Source organism: Sulfurovum xiamenensis (assembly GCF_030347995.1).
GTDB lineage: Bacteria > Campylobacterota > Campylobacteria > Campylobacterales > Sulfurovaceae > Sulfurovum > Sulfurovum xiamenensis.
The window spans coordinates 269,565-289,211 of sequence record NZ_JAQIBC010000003.1; the positions used below are offsets into that span (position 1 = coordinate 269,565).

Here is a 19,647-nt window from a genome sequence, read left to right on the forward strand (position 1 = left end):
AGTGAGAATTTAAGTAATCCCAAGTCTTTGTAGTCTATATAGTCTACTTTTGATTCACAATATTTACAAAATCTTTTTTTAAATTTTCTTCTTTCTGCCATGGTGTTCTCCTAAAAAGGGTATGTATAACAAATATAGTGTAAATAACTGTATATAAACCTTATTTACACGGTTTTAAGATAAGATTATTATATTAAATGTAAATAAATTCAATTATTTTGGAAAAAATAACTAATTATATTTACACTATAAGTGATCATAGAATATTTTTTATAAACCTCTCCATGCAGGAGTAGATTAAAAAAATACTCTTTAGGTAGAGACTGTGTTTTTCAAGATTTCCTAGATAATAAATTATAGAGGCACAGTAGACACTTGGTTGTGTATAAACACAAAAACCAAAAATATGTATTGGTAAAATTAATATACTATGCTATATTAATTTCTATGAATTTACACTTATTGAAACCATGATGTTGCTTATGTTTATGCAAGACTTTCTTTTGAGGTAAAGTTTAAGTAGATACATTCTAAAAATTGACAATGTTAATTTATTTTGAAATTAATGAGATATTTGTGATATTAAAAGGATATATTCCCATTAAGATAATGGGAAGTAATTTGAAATCTAAAATAGTTAAAAAACTATTTAAGGTTTTCAAATGGATTTTCAACAACATTCTTTCTATCTACGATATACGGAATAAGTGCTGTTTGTCTAGCTCTTTTGATCGCGCCTGTTACAAGCTCTTGATGTCTTTTACAGTTACCAGTGAGTCTTCTTGGCATGATTTTAAATCTCTCACTTAGTGAGAATTTAAGTAATCCCAAGTCTTTGTAGTCTATAAAGTCTACTTTTGATTCACAATATTTACAAAATCTTTTTTTAAATTTTCTTCTTTCTGCCATGTTGGTCCTTTTGGTTTAATAGCCCATATAAATGTGAGTTTTTTAACTCGTCTAAATGAGCAAGAATTTTGAAGCGATATAATACAGTAGTTTGACTTTGATTTTTCTTAGAGTAAAATAATTTAAACGCAATGAAAACCCTATAAAGTTATATATTTTAGAAGGTGTCTGTTAGTGATAATTTTTTGTGAAAACTATTAGTATTTAAAAATGATACCAAATAGTATCATTTTTATATTCAACTGATATGATACTAAAAAGTATTTTTTTATGATACTTTTTGACATCATATATCGATGAAAACCTCATAAAGTTATATATTTTATAAGGTTTTTAAAATAAATTATTTTATTTTTCCTCTTTAGGTAAAAGTGTCTCTAATGGTATGTCCTCAATACATTTCTCTAACGCTTCTCTGTAGTTCCTGTTAAACTGAACGGCTTTTTTAATTGAACAAGGTTCAGGAAGAAATGAAATTTTTACCACTCCTACAAAATAAAGGAAAATTAATACACTTATGGAGATAGTTATGAGACCAAGAAGCGTTCCCATGTATTTCATCATGAACTTCTCAATTGTGCTTACATACAATCTGCACTCATCAAGTTCATCACTAAACACATATTTATAAACCTTTTGATGTATTAATGCCCAGACACCTACAGCTCCTATAAATGCAGGGACCAAATAGATAGAAAAATAGCATATTCTTCCATTAAGTAAAAAAGCCGTTGCGATATATAATACAAAGAAAATAAAAGTGAATTTAAAAGTTGCTTTTCTGGCAAGACTACTCTTCTTTAATAAAAAATAAGTCTTTGGATTATCTAATCTTTTTTTTTCTGCTAAAGAGTATTGCTCTAAAAGTTTATTTATCATCCATGTCGGCCTTGAGATTTTTGTTTGTATAGATTATGTCGTATATCTTCTTTATTTTAGCACTACTTCAAAGAACACAATTTTTTAGATCGTGAAATCAAAACCTTATAATCTAACATAGAATGTAATGGGAAAGAAATCCTCATAAAGTTATATATTTTATAAGGTTTTCTCTTCACACTAGTTTCACACTTCTTGCTTATACTTCATTCTGTAATTCAATAACACGGTTCTGATCTTGAGTATCAGATGGATATTTAAATAAAAAGGATTTAATATGAAAAAATTTACAGCAATCTTACTTCTAACAATTGGTTTAGCTTCAAGCGCTATGGCACATCATCCTGCACCAGTAGATCAAGCTGGCTCAGGAATACCAGATAATTCTGGACACTGGGATGCATATCTTGGTGGTTCATTTTAATATATTGTGAATAAAAAAAGCAAGGCGTATCCTAAAGCTAGGGTACGCCTTTTTTCTTTTCTCTTAGAAAACATTCATACTCAACTTCATACTTATCTTTAACAATTAGCAGCTAATAAAACCTAATAAATTTATATATATTATAAGGTATTAAAAATGAACCCATAGATAGAGATATATAGTTCTTTTATATTCACCAATAGTTAGATCATGCAACATTTTCTGAAAAGTTGTTATGCTAAAGGCTTCTCTAAATGTTTAAAGTACAAATAATCACTTTCCATTTTTCTTCCATCTTTAATATTACTTTTAATCTCTATACCATTTCCATCCTCTGTCATTATATGAATAATAAATACACCCTTGTTTTGAGTCTCTATTTTATTAGAAATCAGGGTAGTTTGAATATTCTGCATAGTCTCTTGTCCAACTTGAAAACTTATAATTTTACTTCTATGTATTTTTCCATTAATTTCAGTATAGAAATATACTTCCCCTGATAGATCTGTATCTTTCTTCCCAAATGCTCTAGGTATTCCATTAACCTTAAATACTTGTATAAATTTATCTTCCATATCTTTCCAAATACCTGTTATGCTTTTTTTATCTATTGCTTTTTCTTTTTCCACTTTCTTCTTTATTTTATTAGCTTCAGCTTTTGCAGCTCTTTTTGGTGTATAGATTATCATCATGGAAACCAAGATAGTTATTCCATAAACTATAAAAAAAACTTCATCAGCTTCTCTATTAGACATATTGTACATATCTTTGACATATGCCTCACCTATATAAGCAGCAACAGCACCCATCATTAATGCACCTATAAATGATCCAAGGTAGTCAGGTTTTTGAATCTTAATCTCTTCTATATCATCTTCTATTATCTTTGCATATGCCATATATCCACCTCTAATTAATTATTATGTGATAAAGTCTATCATCTTTTTAACAAATTATCTAGTTCTTATGCAAAATGTAAGAGATATTTTTATTTTTTTTTAAGAAATATTCGCCACAAATTAAATTTATAAAACATGCATAAAAACAAAATTTTGTAGCATAATTATTTAGTAAAGCAATAGAAACCTTATAATCTAACATATTTTATAAGGTTTTCAGTGCAAGACATTTTAGATATACTCTTTATATCAAGTTGTCACTACAATCATTATTTATTACTAGAGGTGTATTATTACTATAAAAAACAAATATGGCCTTTCAAGACATATACCAGAAACAATTAAACGAGAAGTAAGACAAAAATGTGGATATGGTTGTGTTGTCTGTGGTAACGCCATTTATGATTATGAGCATATAGACCCTGAATTTTATAATGCTAGAGAACATATTGCTGAAGGAATTGCACTACTCTGCCCAAATTGTCACTCTAAAGTAACTAGAAAGCTTTGGTCAAAAGAAAGAATAAAAATAGCAAAAAATGACCCATATTGTCTAAAATCAGGACATTCTAAATTTGATATGGATATTGACCCCAGTAAAGATTTTATTATTAATGTCTGTGGTAATAAATTTATTAATACATCAAATATTATTGAAATTGATGACAAAAATATTCTTTCAATATATCCTCCCGAAAATAAAGCTTCTTCAATTCCTAGGATTTCGGCTTCATTTTTTGATGATAATAATAATGAAATTGCATGGATTTGCGAAAATGAATGGTTTGGTTCAATTAATGCATTTGATATACAGACAAAAGGAAATACAATTACCATACGAAAAAAGCTTGGAAAATATAGTTTAGTATTACAGTTTTTACCAGAAAATAATATTGTAATCAAAACACTTGATTTATCTTACAACAATGTAAATATTTCTGGATCAGAGGGTAAAGAATTTTATGTCAAAACTTCTAAATCTGAGTTAGTACTTCCTAGTGGTGATTCAGTTTCTAACAAAGTTCCATTTTGGCTTTCGATTAAAGGAAATAAAATTTATGTTGGAAGTACTAACATCATTAATTATGAAACACTTAATGGTACAAAGTATACATTGCCTGGGTATCGCGAAATCGACAATATAAAATTAAGTTTGAGTAAAAATGGTGGTAATCAAGACACACTAAAGATTGAATCCAAAGGAGGCATAAGTGGAGTAGGATTTCATTATGATTTACCGGAAGTTGAGCAAAAAACCCAACAAATCAAATTAGTGTGGAATAATACTGAGGATCATGCAAAAAAATGTGCATGTGGAAGTGGAAAGCTCTATAAGAACTGTTGCAACAAGCTGCATACAAGATTAGAAAAACTATTAAATTCTTCCTTCAAACTACAACAGAAAATGAATGAAGTTCAAAGCATTTATCGAAAGCCTTTAAGCTTTCATTTCGATAGTAATAATGAAAGGCATATTTCGTTTGGGGTTAATGAGCAAAATGTACTAGTCAATATTAATAAACAGACTGGTTTATCTATAGAAAATCTTATCTTTGCTTTTTTATCTGCAATATATCATAAAAATGGTTTTTATGTTCCGGAGAAACAATATTACAACGATAAAAGAGAAAGGGTTATAAGAGAGTTAAGTAGTGTTATATTGCATATTCCTATTACTGCAGAAATGTCGAGAGAAGGTTTTAAAATAAGCAATTTTTTTAATCCAACTCTTGATAAAATGAAAACCACACTTGACGAAAGGGATAAAGAGGAGGCATTGAGTCTACCTATATTCAGAATACACTATGAAGCAATAGTATTTACTAGAATTAACTTTCAAGGATTGTATTTAACAAGAAGATATATAGATGAAATGAAGAATCTCTTTCAACAAAAATCTCCACATGCTCTTTTGTTGGCAAAAAAGTTAATAAAAATAATGAATGATTCTAGTCCATATGAGCAGAATGGTGTCCTGCAGGCAAACTATAAATGTATTAAGCTATTAAATAGTATTGAGGAAAATGAATATTTTCCAGGTTTTACTCCAGATCCATATAAACAATATTTAGATGATTTGGAAAGAAAAGCTTTAAATATTTTTGTATAGTAGAGCCAATTAAAATTCAAAACAATACCCCCTCTATCATCTAGTGTCTAATTTACAATATAAAACCTAATTATCTAACAACCGATGACATAACCATCTCATCGGTTGGTGTTACATAGTTTAATGTGGTCTTGAAAGAACTATGTCCGACGAACTTGGCCATGATCTGCACATTTATACCCTTAGCTGCCATTTCAGTTAGCAATCCCTGTCTAAAGCTATGAGAGGTATAGTTTGGCCCTAAAGTGTCTTTTATGAACTTGTTAACAATGGTTATATAGCTTAGAGGATGCATTGAGCTTTTTGGATGACCCGCACGTTGTATTAAATTACATTCTCCATCGTCTTCAAATTCAAGATTTAACAGATCATGTTTGAATCGAGGAGATAGATATAGTTTCCTCTGGGAGTTTGTCTTTTGGGTAAACAGAAACAATTCACCTTTTTCGAGTAATTTTTTTACATCTTTAATTTTAAGTGTTTGAAGCTCATTTAATCTGGCACCTGTGTAATACAAAAAGACAAATGTTCTAAGCAAATTCTTTTTTGTATTTCGTCTTAGATCCTCTCTACCTCTAGTGTAAATCATTAGTTTTTTAAACTCTTTTGAGCTTATGCTTTCTTTTATAGTTTTCATTATAAAACCTCCTATATAGAACATTTTATAAGGTTTTCTATTGAAAGGTATGATTTTATGACTCGCAAACGCCGCTATAGCGAAAAACGTTATAAAATATGTTAGATGATAAGGTTTTGTTTTTTAGTGAATAAAAAGTTCATAACGTTTGAAATGACCAATCAAAAACCTGCGCACGGCTTTTTGATTGGTCTCCTTTGGATTGTTAGCTGTTGTACAGAGGCTTTGATGCTGAAATGTGTAAAACATCTGCGAACCAGCTCCCTTCTTCTTGAGATGAGAAGTAAATTGATTTATTACTACATTTAAGCTCTAAGACCTGATGCTCTTCTCCATGAAATATAAACTCGCAACTTTTGCCAATCAAAGGTTTCCACATCTTCCAGCTCGAAGCATCGACTACAACATCAGGATTGTTCACAGTCCATCGGCTTTCTTTATAATCTACTGAAATTTGATTCAATTTTATTTATAAAATGTACACTAGTTTATATATCCGTATATCGATAATATATGATAAGATTATTTAAAAAATATCTTTACACTATAAAAAATAAAAAAAAAGTGTATTCTATAAAAGAGCTTTGATATAACTATTAGGCTGACTTACAAGGTTCCAAATGTAATTTTTTGGTTAAGATAGATGAAAATTAATATTTTAGACGAGTGAATTGTTTAGAATATGATAATTTATGTTAAAATATACAATAATCTTAAAAGGACATTCTTGAACGTGAAAATAACAGATAAGAAAGCATTAAAACGTGAATCTATTATACAAGCGGCCTTACAACTTTTTTCGCTAAACGGTTTTCATGGGACAACTATTCCTGATATAGCTAAGAAACTTCATATGAGTGTAGGAAATGTATATAATTATTTTTCATCCAAAGATATCTTAGCACAGGAGATTATAAAATATACTTCTCAAGCATTGGGTAAAGAGATACATAAAGTTAATATGATGGATGTGAGTGCTAAAGAAAAGATTGGGAAGATTGTTGAAGTTTATTTTATGATGGCAAAAGATAAGCCTGAAATGATAGAGTATTTTCTACGCGTATATCTTTCTAATCGTGAGGTATTTCATCATGGCTGTGAAGGAATGGTCTGTGTTTCTGGGTTTATCACTGAAATTATGATTTTCTTTGATGAATCTGTTTCTTCTGGAGAGTTACGTAACCAGGACTTCTTTTCTGCTTTTGGGCTGTTCATGGGATACTTGGGTGGAATGGTTTTTCTCAAAGGAGAGGATGTATTACCTAAGCCTATTGAAGAATATATAGATGATATTTCGTACAACATATATAATGCATTAAAGGTATAAAGTATGGCAAGCCAAAACAAACCTAAATTGCTTTGGCTACAGTCTATCACTTGCAATGGAAACACTCATTCTTTTTTAAATCATCCAGATCTCTTTTTTATACTTTCACATTTTGAAGTTGTGCATCATCCTGTACTTGATAGTTCATACAGTATGGAAGATGTTATAGCAGGTATTGTACCTTGTGATATACTCATACTTGAAGGTTCTTTTCAAGAAGAAGGGTTTTTGAAAAGTGGTGTGGAAGTGTCATCAATTATAAAGCATTATGCAAATAAAGCTAAACATATTATATCTGTTGGGACCTGTGCAACTTTTGGAGGCATATTTAAACAAAAAAATCCTGAGGCAATTTCAGGTTTTTGTTTCAATGCTGAAGAGAAGACAGAGCGTTATAATGCGTATGCTTCCAAACTTATATCGCTACCGGGTTGTCCAATGCATCCTAAGTGGCTCTCTTATGTCCTTTTGATGATATCAGGAAAGAAAGATATCCCTATTGACAACTTACACCGTCCAGTAGAACTTTATGGATACACAGTACATATGGGATGTACGCGTAACGAGTATTTTGAATGGAAGATAGACACAAAAACTTTTGGACTTAAGGAAGGTTGTCTTTTTTATGAGACTGGATGCCGAGGCCCTTATACTAGAGGTAGTTGTAACAAGATATTGTGGAATGATATAAATTCCAAAACACGTGCAGGAACCCCTTGCTTTGGTTGCACGGAACCTAACTATCCGCAAGAATCATTCTTTGAAACAAAAACTAATATGGGAATACCGGATAAGATGCCACTCGGCGTATCTAAGCGAGCATATCTGACACTTACCAGTGTGGCGAAAAGTTTTACGATTAAACGTTTCTCAGAGCGACTTATGGAATATGATAAATGAATAATATAACCGTTAAAAAACTTATAGAGAAGATAGAAGGTGAGGCGGAATTGGATTTCACATTTAACCAAGGTGAAATAGAGGATGTAAAGATAAACTTTGGTTTTTACCGTGGTATAGAAGAAATACTTAGAGGTCACGATGCTTGGGATGCTTTAGTGATCACACCACGAGTTTGTGGTATTTGTAACCATGCACATCTCTTAGCGGCGGTACGTGCTATAGAAAATGGATATGAAAATTCAGGGTTAAAAGTAAATCTTACTTCCAAAGCAAAAGCCATACGAGAGTTTACATTGTCATGTGAACTCATACAAAACCATATTAAATGGCTTTATATGACTATATTCCCGCACTTTGAAAAGTTTGTAGGAGCCGTTAGCGAAGAAAATTATGCCATGAAGGCCACATATCTTGCCTCTACTATTACTAAAGCATTAGCTGTCTTTTCAGGACAATGGCCACATGCTTCTTATGCTATTCCAGGTGGAGTGACCTGTGATCCAACACATCTTGATGTGATGCAAGCACAAAGTCTTGTAGATGAAAGCATTAAATTCTTTGAAGAGGTGGTGATTGGACTTTCTATAGATGACTATCTAGCGATGGAATCAGTCTCTTCGTTTGATAAGATACAAGGTGACTTTGGCAAACTATTACGTCTTATGATAGTTAACGATATGGGTAATAAAGGATACAGTCATGACAGATTTATTGTTTTTGGAGAAAGTGTCCTTTCTAAGCCAGGTAGGTCTATTATTACAAATGTTACAAATGTTGATATATCTTGTGTGATAGAAAATGAACAAAAAGGTACGGTTTCAAAGGCTGTAACCTATAAAGATAAGTTTTATGAAGTTGGCCCATTAGCTAGAGGTATGGTTGCTAAGACACCAATAGTCAGAAGTTTACATAAACGCTTTAAAGATTCTGTATTATCACGAGTATTTGCACGTATACACGAAGTAGCACTTTTGTTAGACTACTCTAAAAGTTTACTCAATAAATTACAATTAGATGAGCCATCTTGTGTATTAAAATCGGATGTACGACTTACTGATTTTGATGGTATAGGTACAGTTGAAGCTGCTAGAGGCTCACTAATACATAAGACAACAGTACGGGATGGTGTCATCACCAATTATGACATTATTACACCGACTCAGTGGAATCTTGGTAATTCCAAAGCAGTAGACCAGGGCATAGCAATAGAAGCGATGATTGGTTCTTCAAGTATAGAAGAAGCAACGTTTATTTTTCGTACATTTGATGTCTGCTCTGTCTGCACCACTCAATAATATAATACATATTTAGGATATTTCAAAAATCAACATTTATAAATATTTTACATAAAGTGAATAAGTATTCATTTTACTTTAAGTTTTTTTACCTACTATACTGAATACTCATTCATTTTTTAGAAAAAATGTAATAAATTAAGTATAGAAAGGATTATTATGATGAATAATAAAGTAATGGGTCAAATGAATCTTCCTTCTTTAGGAATTGCCGTAAGAACACTATTTACAGGTTATTTACTAGTGATGGCAGTAGGATTTATAATGTCAGGGATTCAAATACTTTTAACACATGGTATGGCAGATGGTAAATTAGGTGTATCAGTTGATGACGTTGTTTATAGTTATCATGGTAATAGAAATTCTTCTAAATTAGAAGTCAAGTTAAATGGGTCTATGAAAGATAAAGCTAGTGATAAAGATAGAACAACATTGATCAAATGGGCAAGAGAAGGAGCACCCCTAGAACATTGGAAAAAAGTTGAACCAGTTTTTTCAGCAAATTGTGTGCAGTGTCATAGTTCAATACCTGGATTACCTAAGTTTGATGAGTATGAAGAAACAGCTGAAGTTGCAAAAACAGATATGGGTGCATCGGTAGATTCTCTGACTAGAGTTTCTCATATTCATCTTTTTGGTATTGCTTTCATATTCATTTTTGTCGGGCTCATATTTTCTTTAGCTGTAGGGTTGAATGAAAAACTTAAGGCTTTTATTATCGCGATTCCATTTGGATTTTTAATTATAGATATTTCTTCATGGTGGATCACCTCCATATTTCCACAATTTGCATGGTTTGTAATTATAGGTGGTTTTGGTTACATGATGGCATTTGTGATAATGTGGGGAACATCAATGTATCAGATGTGGATACTTCCTCGCAATGGAAAAGATTATAATATAAATGAATGGAATGATAATAGATAATAACAATTTATTAACAAATTGTATACAATATTTATATTAAAATATTTAAAAAGGTGATTAAATATATATAAATGAATGAATATTCATTTATATTTAAGTTTAATTTGTTTATTATGGTGAATCAATATTCAATTATATTTTGAATAAAAAAAGGAGAATAGATGAGTATGGATAAGCAAGAGTCCGTAAAAAAACTTTTTACCTCTCAAAGTGCGAAAGTGGACACAAATAAAGGCGATACATATTACGATGAGTTGTATATCAAATGTCGAGCAAGACTTGATGATTTAAAAAAGTTAAAACCGCTTAATAATAGACTAGACTTTACAGAAAGTATTGAAGATGAAGGTCTTGAAAGAAGAGATTTTCTTAAATGGGCATCTGCAACAACTGCAATGTTGATGTTACCAGCTTCATTTACACCATTGGTTGCGGAAGCAGCTGTTATGATGAATCGTGTACCTGTTATATGGTTAGAGTTACAAGATTGTGCAGGTAACTCTGAAGCATTACTTAGAAGTGACGGGCCACAAATTGATGAAATCATTCTTGATATCATCTCTTTAGAATTTCATGAAACATTACAGGCTGCATCAGGACATCAAGCTGAAAAGCAAATGGAAGAAGCAGTTGAACACTTTAAAGGAAAGTATTTACTTTTCGTAGAAGGTTCTATTCCTATGGGTATGAATGGTCAGTATGGGACAATTGGTGCACATGCAGAAACATTCCATGATCATTTACTCCGTGTAGCAGCTGATGCAGCTGCTGTTGTTGCAGTAGGTTCATGTGCAACCTATGGCGGAATTCCTGCAGCTGCACCAAATCCTACAGACGCTGTAGGTGTTATGGATGTAGTAAAAGGTAAACCAGTTATAAATATACCTGCATGTCCTGCCAACCCTTCAAATATGGTAGGGGTTATTTTACACTATGTATTGACTGGTTCTATTCCGGAGCTTGATTCTTTACTTAGACCAAAGTTTGCTTTTGGTTATCGTATCCATGATAACTGTGAAAGACGTGCACACTTTGATGCTGGTGAATACGTGGAAGAGTGGGGTGATGAAGGGGCTAAAAATAACTTCTGCCTCTATAAAGTTGGATGTAAAGGTCCAATGACTTTTAACAACTGTTCTATTATACGATATAACGAAGGTGTAAATTGGCCTATTGGTGTTGGCCGTGGGTGTATAGGTTGTTCTGAACCAGATTTCTGGGACAAGTATGCGTATGAAAGACCAATGTCAGATGCCAATATTAAAGCACCTACAGGCGGTGTAGAAAAAACAGTTGATGAGTTTGGTTTAGGGTTACTTACTGCAGCAGGTATTGGTATAGGTATTCATGCAGCTGCGAGTGCAGTTGCCGGTAAAAGAGTAGATAAAGGAGAAGAGTAATGTCTAAGAAACATATAATTGTTGACCCTATTACAAGAATTGAAGGACATCTTCGTATTGAAGCAGTAATAGATGAGAATAATCAAATTGTAGATGCATTCAGTTCATCAACAATGTTTAGAGGGATAGAAACAATCCTTAAGGGCAGAGATCCAAGAGATTGTGGTTTGATGGCAATGCGTATTTGTGGTGTCTGTACTGGTACACATTACCAGAGAAGTATTGAAGCGGTAGAAGATGCATTTGACATCACTATACCTAAAAATGCACGATTAGTTAGAAATTTGATCCAAGGGGCACTATATGTACATGATCATCTTGTACATTTCTATCATTTACATGCACTTGATTTTGTCGATGTTATAGCAGCAACAAAGGCAGATCCTTATAAGACTGCAGTAGAAGCTGCTAAATGGGCACGTGTGGCCGGTGTAGATGCATTTACTTCTGATCCTTCAGAGTTTAAGCTTATACAAAAACGTATTATAAAGTTTGTCGAAGAAGGAAGATTGGGTATCTTTGGAAATGGATATTGGGGTAATGACCACTATGAACTTACACCAGAACAAAATCTTATTGGTGTAGCACACTATCTTAAAGCACTTGATATTCAAAGAGATATAGCTAAAATGCAATCTATATTTGGTGGTAAAAACCCACATCCACAATCTATTGTCGTGGGTGGTGTGACCTGTGTTCAGGATATTAAAAACCCTGCTAGAATCGCACTCTTTAAGCAGTTATTAAAGGACAGTACAGAATTTGTTAAAAGAGCGTATCTTCCAGATGTATATATGGCTGGAACTATGTATGCTGAAGAGGCAACTGATACAGATGCTACCTACAAAGGTGTAGGTGGAACGGGTGGTGGTATCTTAAGTTATATGTCTTATGGAGACTTTAGACTTGATGATACAGGATTCTATAATGCAGAGACACTTTTCCCATCAGGACTTGTATTGGATGGTGATATCAGTAAAGCATTTGAAGTTGATCAAGCAAAAATTACTGAAGATGTAACACATTCTTGGTATGAGGGTACAGGTGCTCCAGAACACCCATATGAGGGTACAACTATCCCTAAATTTACAGGGTTTGAGAAAAAAGAAGATGGATACTCATACTTGAAAACAGATGAAAAGTACTCTTGGATTAAGTCTCCTCTGTATGATGGTAAAAAAGTGGAAGTTGGACCACTTGCACGTATGGTTATTGGGTATGTAAAAGGTGATAAAAGAGTAACAAAATATGTAGGTAATTTCTTAAAAAGATCAAACTTGCCTGTAACAGTTCTCTTTTCAACTATTGGTAGAACTGCAGCACGTGCCATAGAGACAGAGTTAATGTGTGATGTCATGATGGAATGGGTTGATGAATTGGCAAAAAATGTTGCTATGGGTGATCTTAGTACTTGGACAGAGTTTGATTTTGATCATGTAAGTGCGGATACAAAAGGTGTGGGACTTGCAGAGGCACCAAGAGGATCTCTAGGCCACTGGGTAAAAGTAAAAGACGGAAAAGTTGAAAACTATCAAGCTGTTGTCCCATCAACATGGAATGCGGGACCTAGAGGACCAAATGGTGAATTGGGTGCTTATGAAGCAAGTCTTATAGGTACAAAAGTTGCTAATCCTGAGGAGCCGTTAGAAATTATTAGAACTGTCCATAGTTTTGATCCTTGTATTGCTTGTGCGGTGCATGTCGTGGACACAAAAGGTAAGGAATTAGCAGTATATAAAGTTGATCCTACATGTGCCTTTTAAGGAGTATATGATGAAACCTGGATATAGAAAAATTGAACGGATGAATGCTACCACGCGTATCATCCACTGGACCAATGTCTTTTCGATGATTGTAGCTGTAGCAACGGGGCTTTATATCGCTCATCCGTATTATCAAACCTTTATTGCTGATCCTGCTGTAGATAAATATGTTATGGCATGGAATCGTTGGGGACATTTTATTGTTGCGATAATCTTTGATGTGACATCAATTGTTATTTTTTATCTTGCATTTTCAACGCGTTTCCTAAAGGTGAAACCATATAAAAAAGATATTCCAAATCAAAGTAATATAAAACAGTTTTTTGAGGTATTTTTAAATCTTGTGACACTTAACAGACGCAAGAAGTTTGATTCAAGTTATCTTGATAGTTTTAATTCAGTTTATTTCACGATCTTCCACTTGTTGTTAGTGTGGATGCTTTTGACTGGACTTCAGTTGTATGTACATGGTTTAGGTTCTGGCCTTAGTTCAATTGGTGAGTGGTGGCCATGGATGTTACACCTTGTCACAGATTGGACGATTCCGGTAAGTGGTTGGCTAATCGGTGCTGGACCTACAGCTTCTATTATGGATGTGCGTATTTCACATCATTATACGATGTGGTGGATCATTGCTTGGGTAGTATTTCATATTTATTATCAAGTATGGCGTAGTATCTTCTGGAAAGAAGGTGATATTAATATTGTTATAGGTGGCGGTAAATATGTAAAAATAAATGAAGATGACAAATAAGTATATTTCTTCTTTGTTTAAAGGATTAAGATTGAGGTATGAAAAAGTAGCACTTATCGGTATTGGTAATATTATGTTTCATGATGAGGGTCTTGGGGCCTACTTAGTGAAGTACATAGAAGAAAATTATAATATACCAGAGTGTTTGACCATCGTTGAAGGAGGAACATTAGGCTTTACGCTTATGACTTACTATCAAGAGTATGACAAGATCATCGTTGTTGGCACAGGCTCAAAAGATGCTCCAGTGGGGACTATATCTTCTGAGTCTAGTGAAGAAGTGATGAATAATGGTTCTACAATACGCCAAACTGCGAACGAAGTAGAAATTACTATGATGCTTGAGATCTGCTCTTTTCATGAGAATATGGGAGATGTACAACTCATAACGATGGTACCAAAAGATATTATAGAAGTACGTAATGGACTTACACCATCAGTACTAAAGCATATGCCGAAACTCGTAGATGCTACATTAAAAGAGTTGAGAGATTCCGGTATTAGTTTGCATAGAACTTTTTGTAAAAGAGTCTCTTTTGAGACAATAATAGATGCTTATGCTAATCCAAAAATGGAAGATTATAATGACATGTCAAAGTTCATATAAAATATGTATTACTCAGCTGGGTAAGAAAAACATATGTTTGTCCATCTTCACATAGATAGATATGTTTACTTAGTCCACCTTGATTTATACTAAAATCTTGCTCATGCTGAACCAGTTGAGTAATACATATATTATAGTTGACATTTCTTTAAAGTAACATTGTTTAGTACACAGCCAGATAAGATAGAAAAATTATAAGTTATTTTATTATTTACCTTGTCCAAAAGTAGAGCTTTGTAGAACCTTTTATTTGTATAGCTCTTTCTCTTTTTATCTGGTTGTGTAGTAAATAATTATTATGAATTATTTATGAAAATTTCAAATATCATTGTTTAGTACACAGCCAGACAATCAATTCATTTGTTCAATAGTATAACTCTGAAAATTGATTTAAAAGAAAACATGCTACCTCCGACTGCTATGTTTGTCACTTCCTTTTGTCTGGTTGTGTAGTAAATAATTATTACGTATTATTTATGAAAATTTCAAATATCATTGTTTAGTAGACAGCCAGACAATCAATTCATTTGTTCAATAGTATGACTCTGAAAATTGATTTAAAAGAAATCATGCTACCTCCGACTGCTATGTTTGTCACTTCCTTTTGTCTGGTTGTGTAGTAAATAATTATTAGGTATTATTTATGAAAATTTCAAATATCATTGTTTAGTACACAGCCAGACAATCAATTCATTTGTTCAATAGTATAACTCTGAAAATTGATTTAAAAGAAAACATGCTACCTCCGATTGCTATGTTTGTTACTTCCTTTTGTCTGGTTGTGTAGTAAATAATTATTACGTATTATTTATGAAAATTTCAAATATCATTGTTTAGTACACAGCCAGACAATCAATTCATTTGTTCAATAGTATAACTCTGAAAATTGATTTAAAAGAAAACATGCTACCTCCGATTGCTATGTTTGTTACTTCCTTTTGTCTGGTTGTGTAGTAAATAATTATTATCAATTATTTATAAAAATTTCAAATACCATTGTTTAGTATACAGCCAGACGATCAATTAAATTGTTCAATAGTATAACTCTAAAATTGATTTAATAAAACATGCTTCTTCCAATTCTATGTTTTAATTCCTTTTAGTCTGGTTGTGTAGTAAATAATCATTAGGAGTTTACATGTATTTTATATTTGAAATTGAATTTTTTTCTAATAAAAGTTATTTTTCTGATCTTATATTGGCTTACGCTGAACAAGAACAGGTGGAAATAGATGTTATGCAAAGTAATGACAAAATAGTAATGGTTTTTGATAAAGAAGATGAACAGCTTGAAAGCTTCTTAAATGGAATAGAAGAGGTGCTTCCTGCATCACTTTTTTTAGGTAATGGAAAACATTATTTCTCAGATGTAAAACCAGAATTATTACCTGTTACTAAAATAAATTTACCAGTTAACATAGCACCCTGTCCTACTTGTCAAAAAGAAATGTTTGACGTAAGCAGCCGTCGTTATTATTATCCTTTTACCTCTTGTAATCATTGTGGTACACAACATCCATTTCTGGAGAAGTATCCCTATAATCGTGCTCATACAGTGATGAAGTTTCTTGTTCCATGCAATGACTGTCAAGAAGAAGCTAAGAGTAATACTTTACGTTTAGACTATCCTCTTATTACATGTATTGAGTGTGGAATTTCAATCCGCATGCTTGATAAAGAAAGTGAACATTTAGCCTTAAATAAAGGGGACTATAGAAAGCTTTTTGAAGTTTCGGGAAGAGCAATTGCCGCAGGAAAGAATGTGTTAATGAAAACAGCACACGGTTATAGAAAGTTTTTTAAACCAACAGTCGAAAATAGTCCAGCAGAAAGTACTTTATTGATGGCTGATTCAAATGGTTTTAATGTACATCTTATGATGGTGATACAAGAATTCAATGCACTTTTAAGTATAGAGAGGCCACTACTTCGTATCGCAACTAAAAGTGATGAACTTAAAGCTCTTTATGGATCATCTGTACAAGTAAAGTACCCAGATGATGGTATGACTATGTTACTTGCCCGTGAAATAATGAATTCTGGATTACAGTACATTTCATACATAGAGTGTAATGAAGATGAAGAATCAGATTTTTTAGTAGATTTTGATATGCCTATCAATGCACAAAAAGACACTAAATTATTTATAAATCAAGATAAAAAACTTTTTGTTTCTGGTGAACGTATTTTATTTCCTACGGTAGTAGAAAATAGTAAAAATGTGGTTTCTGTAGCACATGGGTTAGCTTGTGTAAAGGTTGATAATCTGAGTATCATAGATTCAGTAGAAGTATTTGATTCGGTACAAACAGATTCGGTGTATGTACTTCAGGATGAAGATTTTGAGAGTGGACACAGTAATGAACATCGTTTTTTACAGTGGAAAGCTTCTATGATGTCTGTACTTGCGGAACATAGTAAGGTAGGTCAAAAAGCCATAGGTGTACATTTTGATGGTACATTAAATTTTCTCTATTATAACGGTAAAGACGTTATCAATGCTGTTCCTGCAATACCTTTTGAATCAGATAATCTTTGGGAAAAAATCTCTACACTTAGAGAAGGATCAGACAGGCTAGTCGTAAATTACAAAAAGGCTTATCCTGAAGTGTTTGAACGTTTAGATAGTCTTGCAGGTGATATGGATATTTTCAAAGTTACAGCTATAGCATTAGGCCTTGAAAATGAAAGTCTTGAAGGTATATCAGAACAGGCATTAAGCTTTTTAGGAAAAGGGGGACTGCAGATAGATACTAGAATTAAAGATAATCGTTTTGATAACTATGCTTTTTTAACGAGTATTATGAGTTATCAGCTCGGAGATGTAGAGAATAATTTTATGTGTTATAGCATTTATGAGTCATTTGGAGACTATATAGGAGAAATAGTTCCTCAACTTATTGAAAAGACTGAAGCAAAAATCATCACACTCACAGGCGAGACTTTTGCCAATCAATCACTTTATGGACGTATACAAAGAACACTTGGACAATACAATCCGCTTATGAATAAGAATTTTCCTATAGGAAAAGAGAATGCAGTGTATGGGGCATTGTATTTGTGAGAATAGAATAAAAAGGGTAAATAATGAAAGAAAAAGAATTAAAGATCGATGATAATGCAAACTATTCATCGACTACAAACCAGGATGGTATTATTACACATGTGTGTAGTGATTTCGAAAAAATATCAGGCTATACAAAAGAGGAATTGATAGGAAAAAATCATAATATTATGAGGCATCCGGATATGCCAAAAATAATATTTAAAATAATGTGGGAGAAATTACAGAATGGTGAAAAATTCATAGGTTTTATAAAAAATAAATCAAAAAATGGTGAGTATTATTGGTTAAGTACTAAAGCATATCTTTACTTAAAAGAGAAAGATGGTAAATGTAAGTATTTTTCCTATAAAGGTCCAATATCACTTAGAGCCAAACATCATATAAGTAAATTGTACAGCACTTTACTGGAGGAAGAAAAAAATGGTGGTATTGAAGCATCTCAAAAATATCTAAATGAATATTTAGATTATAGAGGTGTAACCTATAATGAGTATATAGAAACTTTCGAAGATACAGTTGGACTTGTTAAGGTTGGTTATTTTATGACAAGAAAACTTTTTTCATAAGAAATAAATGATTATTTATTTCTGTAAATAGAGGGAAACTATAATGTTCAATGCCGAGAATTATGAAATATTTGAGATAGTCAATATAGTAGCCTTATTTATGGGTATTACTTTTGGTGTCATTGCACAAAAAACGCAATTCTGTTTTAATGGTGCTATCAAAGATTATATATTAATATCCTCTACTAAAAGAGGTTCATCTGTAATAACTGCTATGATTACGGCTATTATTGCAACCAATATGTTGACTTTGTCTTATGATATATATTTAACTGAAACTGTATGGTTAAGAGAAGAGATAAATTATTTTACAATTATAATAGGTGGTAGTTTATTTGGCATAGGTATGATGATTGCAGATGGTTGTAGTAGTCGTCATTTAGTGAAGTTTGCTCAAGGTGATATAAACTCTATCGTGACATTAATTTTTATTGCCATATTTGCATATGCTAGTACAAAAGGTATTTTAAATAATCTTATTTATACGTTATCAACAAATGAAACTTTATTAAGCCTGTCTTCATATGTTGAGAATGGACAGGCAAATATTTATATGGTACTTTTGTTTCTTTTTTTTGTATGGTTTTATTTAACTAAAAGTTTCAAAAGAATTTCATCATTAAAAGATGGCATACTCATTGGACTATTAGTAGCTTTTGGATGGTATTTAACTGGTGTGTATGCTGCTGAAACTTTGGAGTTTGATACAAGGTATGTTCCATTTACAAGTGTAACTTTTGTTGGTCCGATATCAAAAACATTAGACTTTATAACTCACTATAAAACAAATAATTTGAATTTTGGTATTTGCATTGTTCTGGGGGTACTTATTGGTGCTTTTAGTATGTCTAGAATTGATCCAAAGTACAATTTGGGATGTGCATCAAAGATTAAAGTGAATAAATTAAAAAATAGTATGATAGGTGGTGCCTTGATGGGTGTCGGTGGAGTACTTTCAATAGGTTGTACTGTAGGACAGGGATTAACTGGGTTTTCTACATTAGCTTTTGCATCAATAGTAGCTATATCTTCTATATTTGTTTCTGGATCTCTAATGGGTCTATATCTAAACAAGAAAAATAAGTTACCCATGTGCTTTATTTTTGAATGGAACGATGAAAAGAAAAAGTAAAAGATGACTTTTTTGATTATGATATAATTTTTTGTGGAATATTCTAAG

At 32.2% G+C, this 19,647-nt stretch carries 18 protein-coding genes and 1 pseudogene; 13 read left to right on the top strand and 6 right to left on the bottom strand.

What is annotated here, in order from left to right; genetic code table 11:
* The 3 genes and pseudogenes from PF327_RS06980 to PF327_RS06990 form a co-directional block, all read right to left on the bottom strand.
* Positions 1-101 (bottom strand): annotated as a pseudogene (locus PF327_RS06980) (30S ribosomal protein S18); the annotation flags it as partial.
* 544 nt (positions 102-645) lie between these two features.
* Positions 646-909 (bottom strand): 30S ribosomal protein S18, encoded by a 264-nt coding sequence (gene rpsR, locus PF327_RS06985; protein WP_289401866.1) that lies wholly within the window; start codon positions 907-909, stop codon positions 646-648.
* Between the two features lie 348 nt (positions 910-1,257).
* Positions 1,258-1,788, bottom strand: a complete 531-nt coding sequence (locus tag PF327_RS06990) for a hypothetical protein (protein WP_289401867.1) — start codon at positions 1,786-1,788, stop codon at positions 1,258-1,260.
* A 277-nt stretch (positions 1,789-2,065) separates the two neighbouring features.
* Here PF327_RS06990 and PF327_RS06995 point away from each other — a divergent pair, with 277 nt between their 5' ends.
* The gene (locus tag PF327_RS06995; RefSeq protein ID WP_223889964.1) at positions 2,066-2,212 is read left to right on the top strand and encodes a hypothetical protein; all 147 of its coding nucleotides are present in this window, start codon (positions 2,066-2,068) and stop codon (positions 2,210-2,212) included.
* A 233-nt stretch (positions 2,213-2,445) separates the two neighbouring features.
* Here the strand turns inward: PF327_RS06995 and PF327_RS07000 are convergent, their stop codons facing one another.
* Positions 2,446-3,111: a hypothetical protein gene (locus PF327_RS07000; protein ID WP_289401868.1), complete on the bottom strand. Its 666-nt coding sequence runs from the start codon at positions 3,109-3,111 to the stop codon at positions 2,446-2,448.
* Positions 3,112-3,691: 580 nt separating this feature from the next.
* Here PF327_RS07000 and PF327_RS07005 point away from each other — a divergent pair.
* Positions 3,692-5,221, top strand: a complete 1,530-nt coding sequence (locus PF327_RS07005) for an SEC-C domain-containing protein (protein ID WP_289401869.1) — start codon at positions 3,692-3,694, stop codon at positions 5,219-5,221.
* Positions 5,222-5,291: 70 nt separating this feature from the next.
* On the opposite strand, the gene PF327_RS07010 is transcribed toward PF327_RS07005, so the two are convergent.
* Positions 5,292-5,858: a tyrosine-type recombinase/integrase gene (locus tag PF327_RS07010; RefSeq protein ID WP_289401870.1), complete on the bottom strand. Its 567-nt coding sequence runs from the start codon at positions 5,856-5,858 to the stop codon at positions 5,292-5,294.
* Positions 5,859-5,981: 123 nt separating this feature from the next.
* The gene (locus PF327_RS07015; protein WP_289401871.1) at positions 5,982-6,107 is read right to left on the bottom strand and encodes a hypothetical protein; all 126 of its coding nucleotides are present in this window, start codon (positions 6,105-6,107) and stop codon (positions 5,982-5,984) included.
* A gap of 484 nt (positions 6,108-6,591) precedes the next feature.
* Between PF327_RS07015 and PF327_RS07020 the strand changes: the two genes are divergently transcribed.
* The 11 genes from PF327_RS07020 to PF327_RS07070 all read left to right on the top strand — a co-directional run bounded on the left by PF327_RS07020 (position 6,592) and on the right by PF327_RS07070 (position 19,599).
* Positions 6,592-7,185, top strand: a complete 594-nt coding sequence (locus tag PF327_RS07020) for a TetR/AcrR family transcriptional regulator (protein WP_353049157.1) — start codon at positions 6,592-6,594, stop codon at positions 7,183-7,185.
* Positions 7,186-7,188: 3 nt separating this feature from the next.
* Complete coding sequence (locus tag PF327_RS07025; RefSeq protein WP_289401872.1) at positions 7,189-8,085, top strand: NADH-quinone oxidoreductase subunit B family protein; 897 nt, start codon at positions 7,189-7,191, stop codon at positions 8,083-8,085.
* Positions 8,082-9,383: a nickel-dependent hydrogenase large subunit gene (locus PF327_RS07030; RefSeq protein ID WP_289401873.1), complete on the top strand. Its 1,302-nt coding sequence runs from the start codon at positions 8,082-8,084 to the stop codon at positions 9,381-9,383. Before PF327_RS07025 ends, PF327_RS07030 begins: the two co-directional genes overlap by 4 nt.
* 159 nt (positions 9,384-9,542) lie before the next feature.
* Positions 9,543-10,310, top strand: coding sequence for an Aq_1264-related membrane protein (locus PF327_RS07035; RefSeq protein ID WP_289401874.1), 768 nt, complete (start codon positions 9,543-9,545; stop codon positions 10,308-10,310).
* Positions 10,311-10,471: 161 nt separating this feature from the next.
* Positions 10,472-11,710: a hydrogenase small subunit gene (locus PF327_RS07040; RefSeq protein WP_289401875.1), complete on the top strand. Its 1,239-nt coding sequence runs from the start codon at positions 10,472-10,474 to the stop codon at positions 11,708-11,710.
* Entirely contained in the window at positions 11,710-13,473 is a 1,764-nt protein-coding gene (locus tag PF327_RS07045; protein ID WP_289401876.1) for a nickel-dependent hydrogenase large subunit, read from the top strand. The genes PF327_RS07040 and PF327_RS07045 overlap by 1 nt, the downstream gene beginning before the upstream one ends.
* A gap of 10 nt (positions 13,474-13,483) precedes the next feature.
* A complete protein-coding gene (locus PF327_RS07050) occupies positions 13,484-14,227 on the top strand; it encodes a cytochrome b/b6 domain-containing protein (protein WP_289401877.1) in 744 nt (247 codons plus the stop codon).
* A 31-nt stretch (positions 14,228-14,258) separates the two neighbouring features.
* Entirely contained in the window at positions 14,259-14,834 is a 576-nt protein-coding gene (locus PF327_RS07055) for a HyaD/HybD family hydrogenase maturation endopeptidase (RefSeq protein WP_289401879.1), read from the top strand.
* 1,138 nt (positions 14,835-15,972) lie between these two features.
* Positions 15,973-17,898, top strand: a complete 1,926-nt coding sequence (locus tag PF327_RS07060) for a carbamoyltransferase HypF (protein WP_289401880.1) — start codon at positions 15,973-15,975, stop codon at positions 17,896-17,898.
* Positions 17,899-17,921: 23 nt separating this feature from the next.
* Entirely contained in the window at positions 17,922-18,467 is a 546-nt protein-coding gene (locus tag PF327_RS07065; RefSeq protein WP_289401881.1) for a PAS domain-containing protein, read from the top strand.
* A 43-nt stretch (positions 18,468-18,510) separates the two neighbouring features.
* Complete coding sequence (locus tag PF327_RS07070) at positions 18,511-19,599, top strand: YeeE/YedE family protein (RefSeq protein WP_289401883.1); 1,089 nt, start codon at positions 18,511-18,513, stop codon at positions 19,597-19,599.
* Positions 19,600-19,647 lie beyond the last annotated feature (48 nt).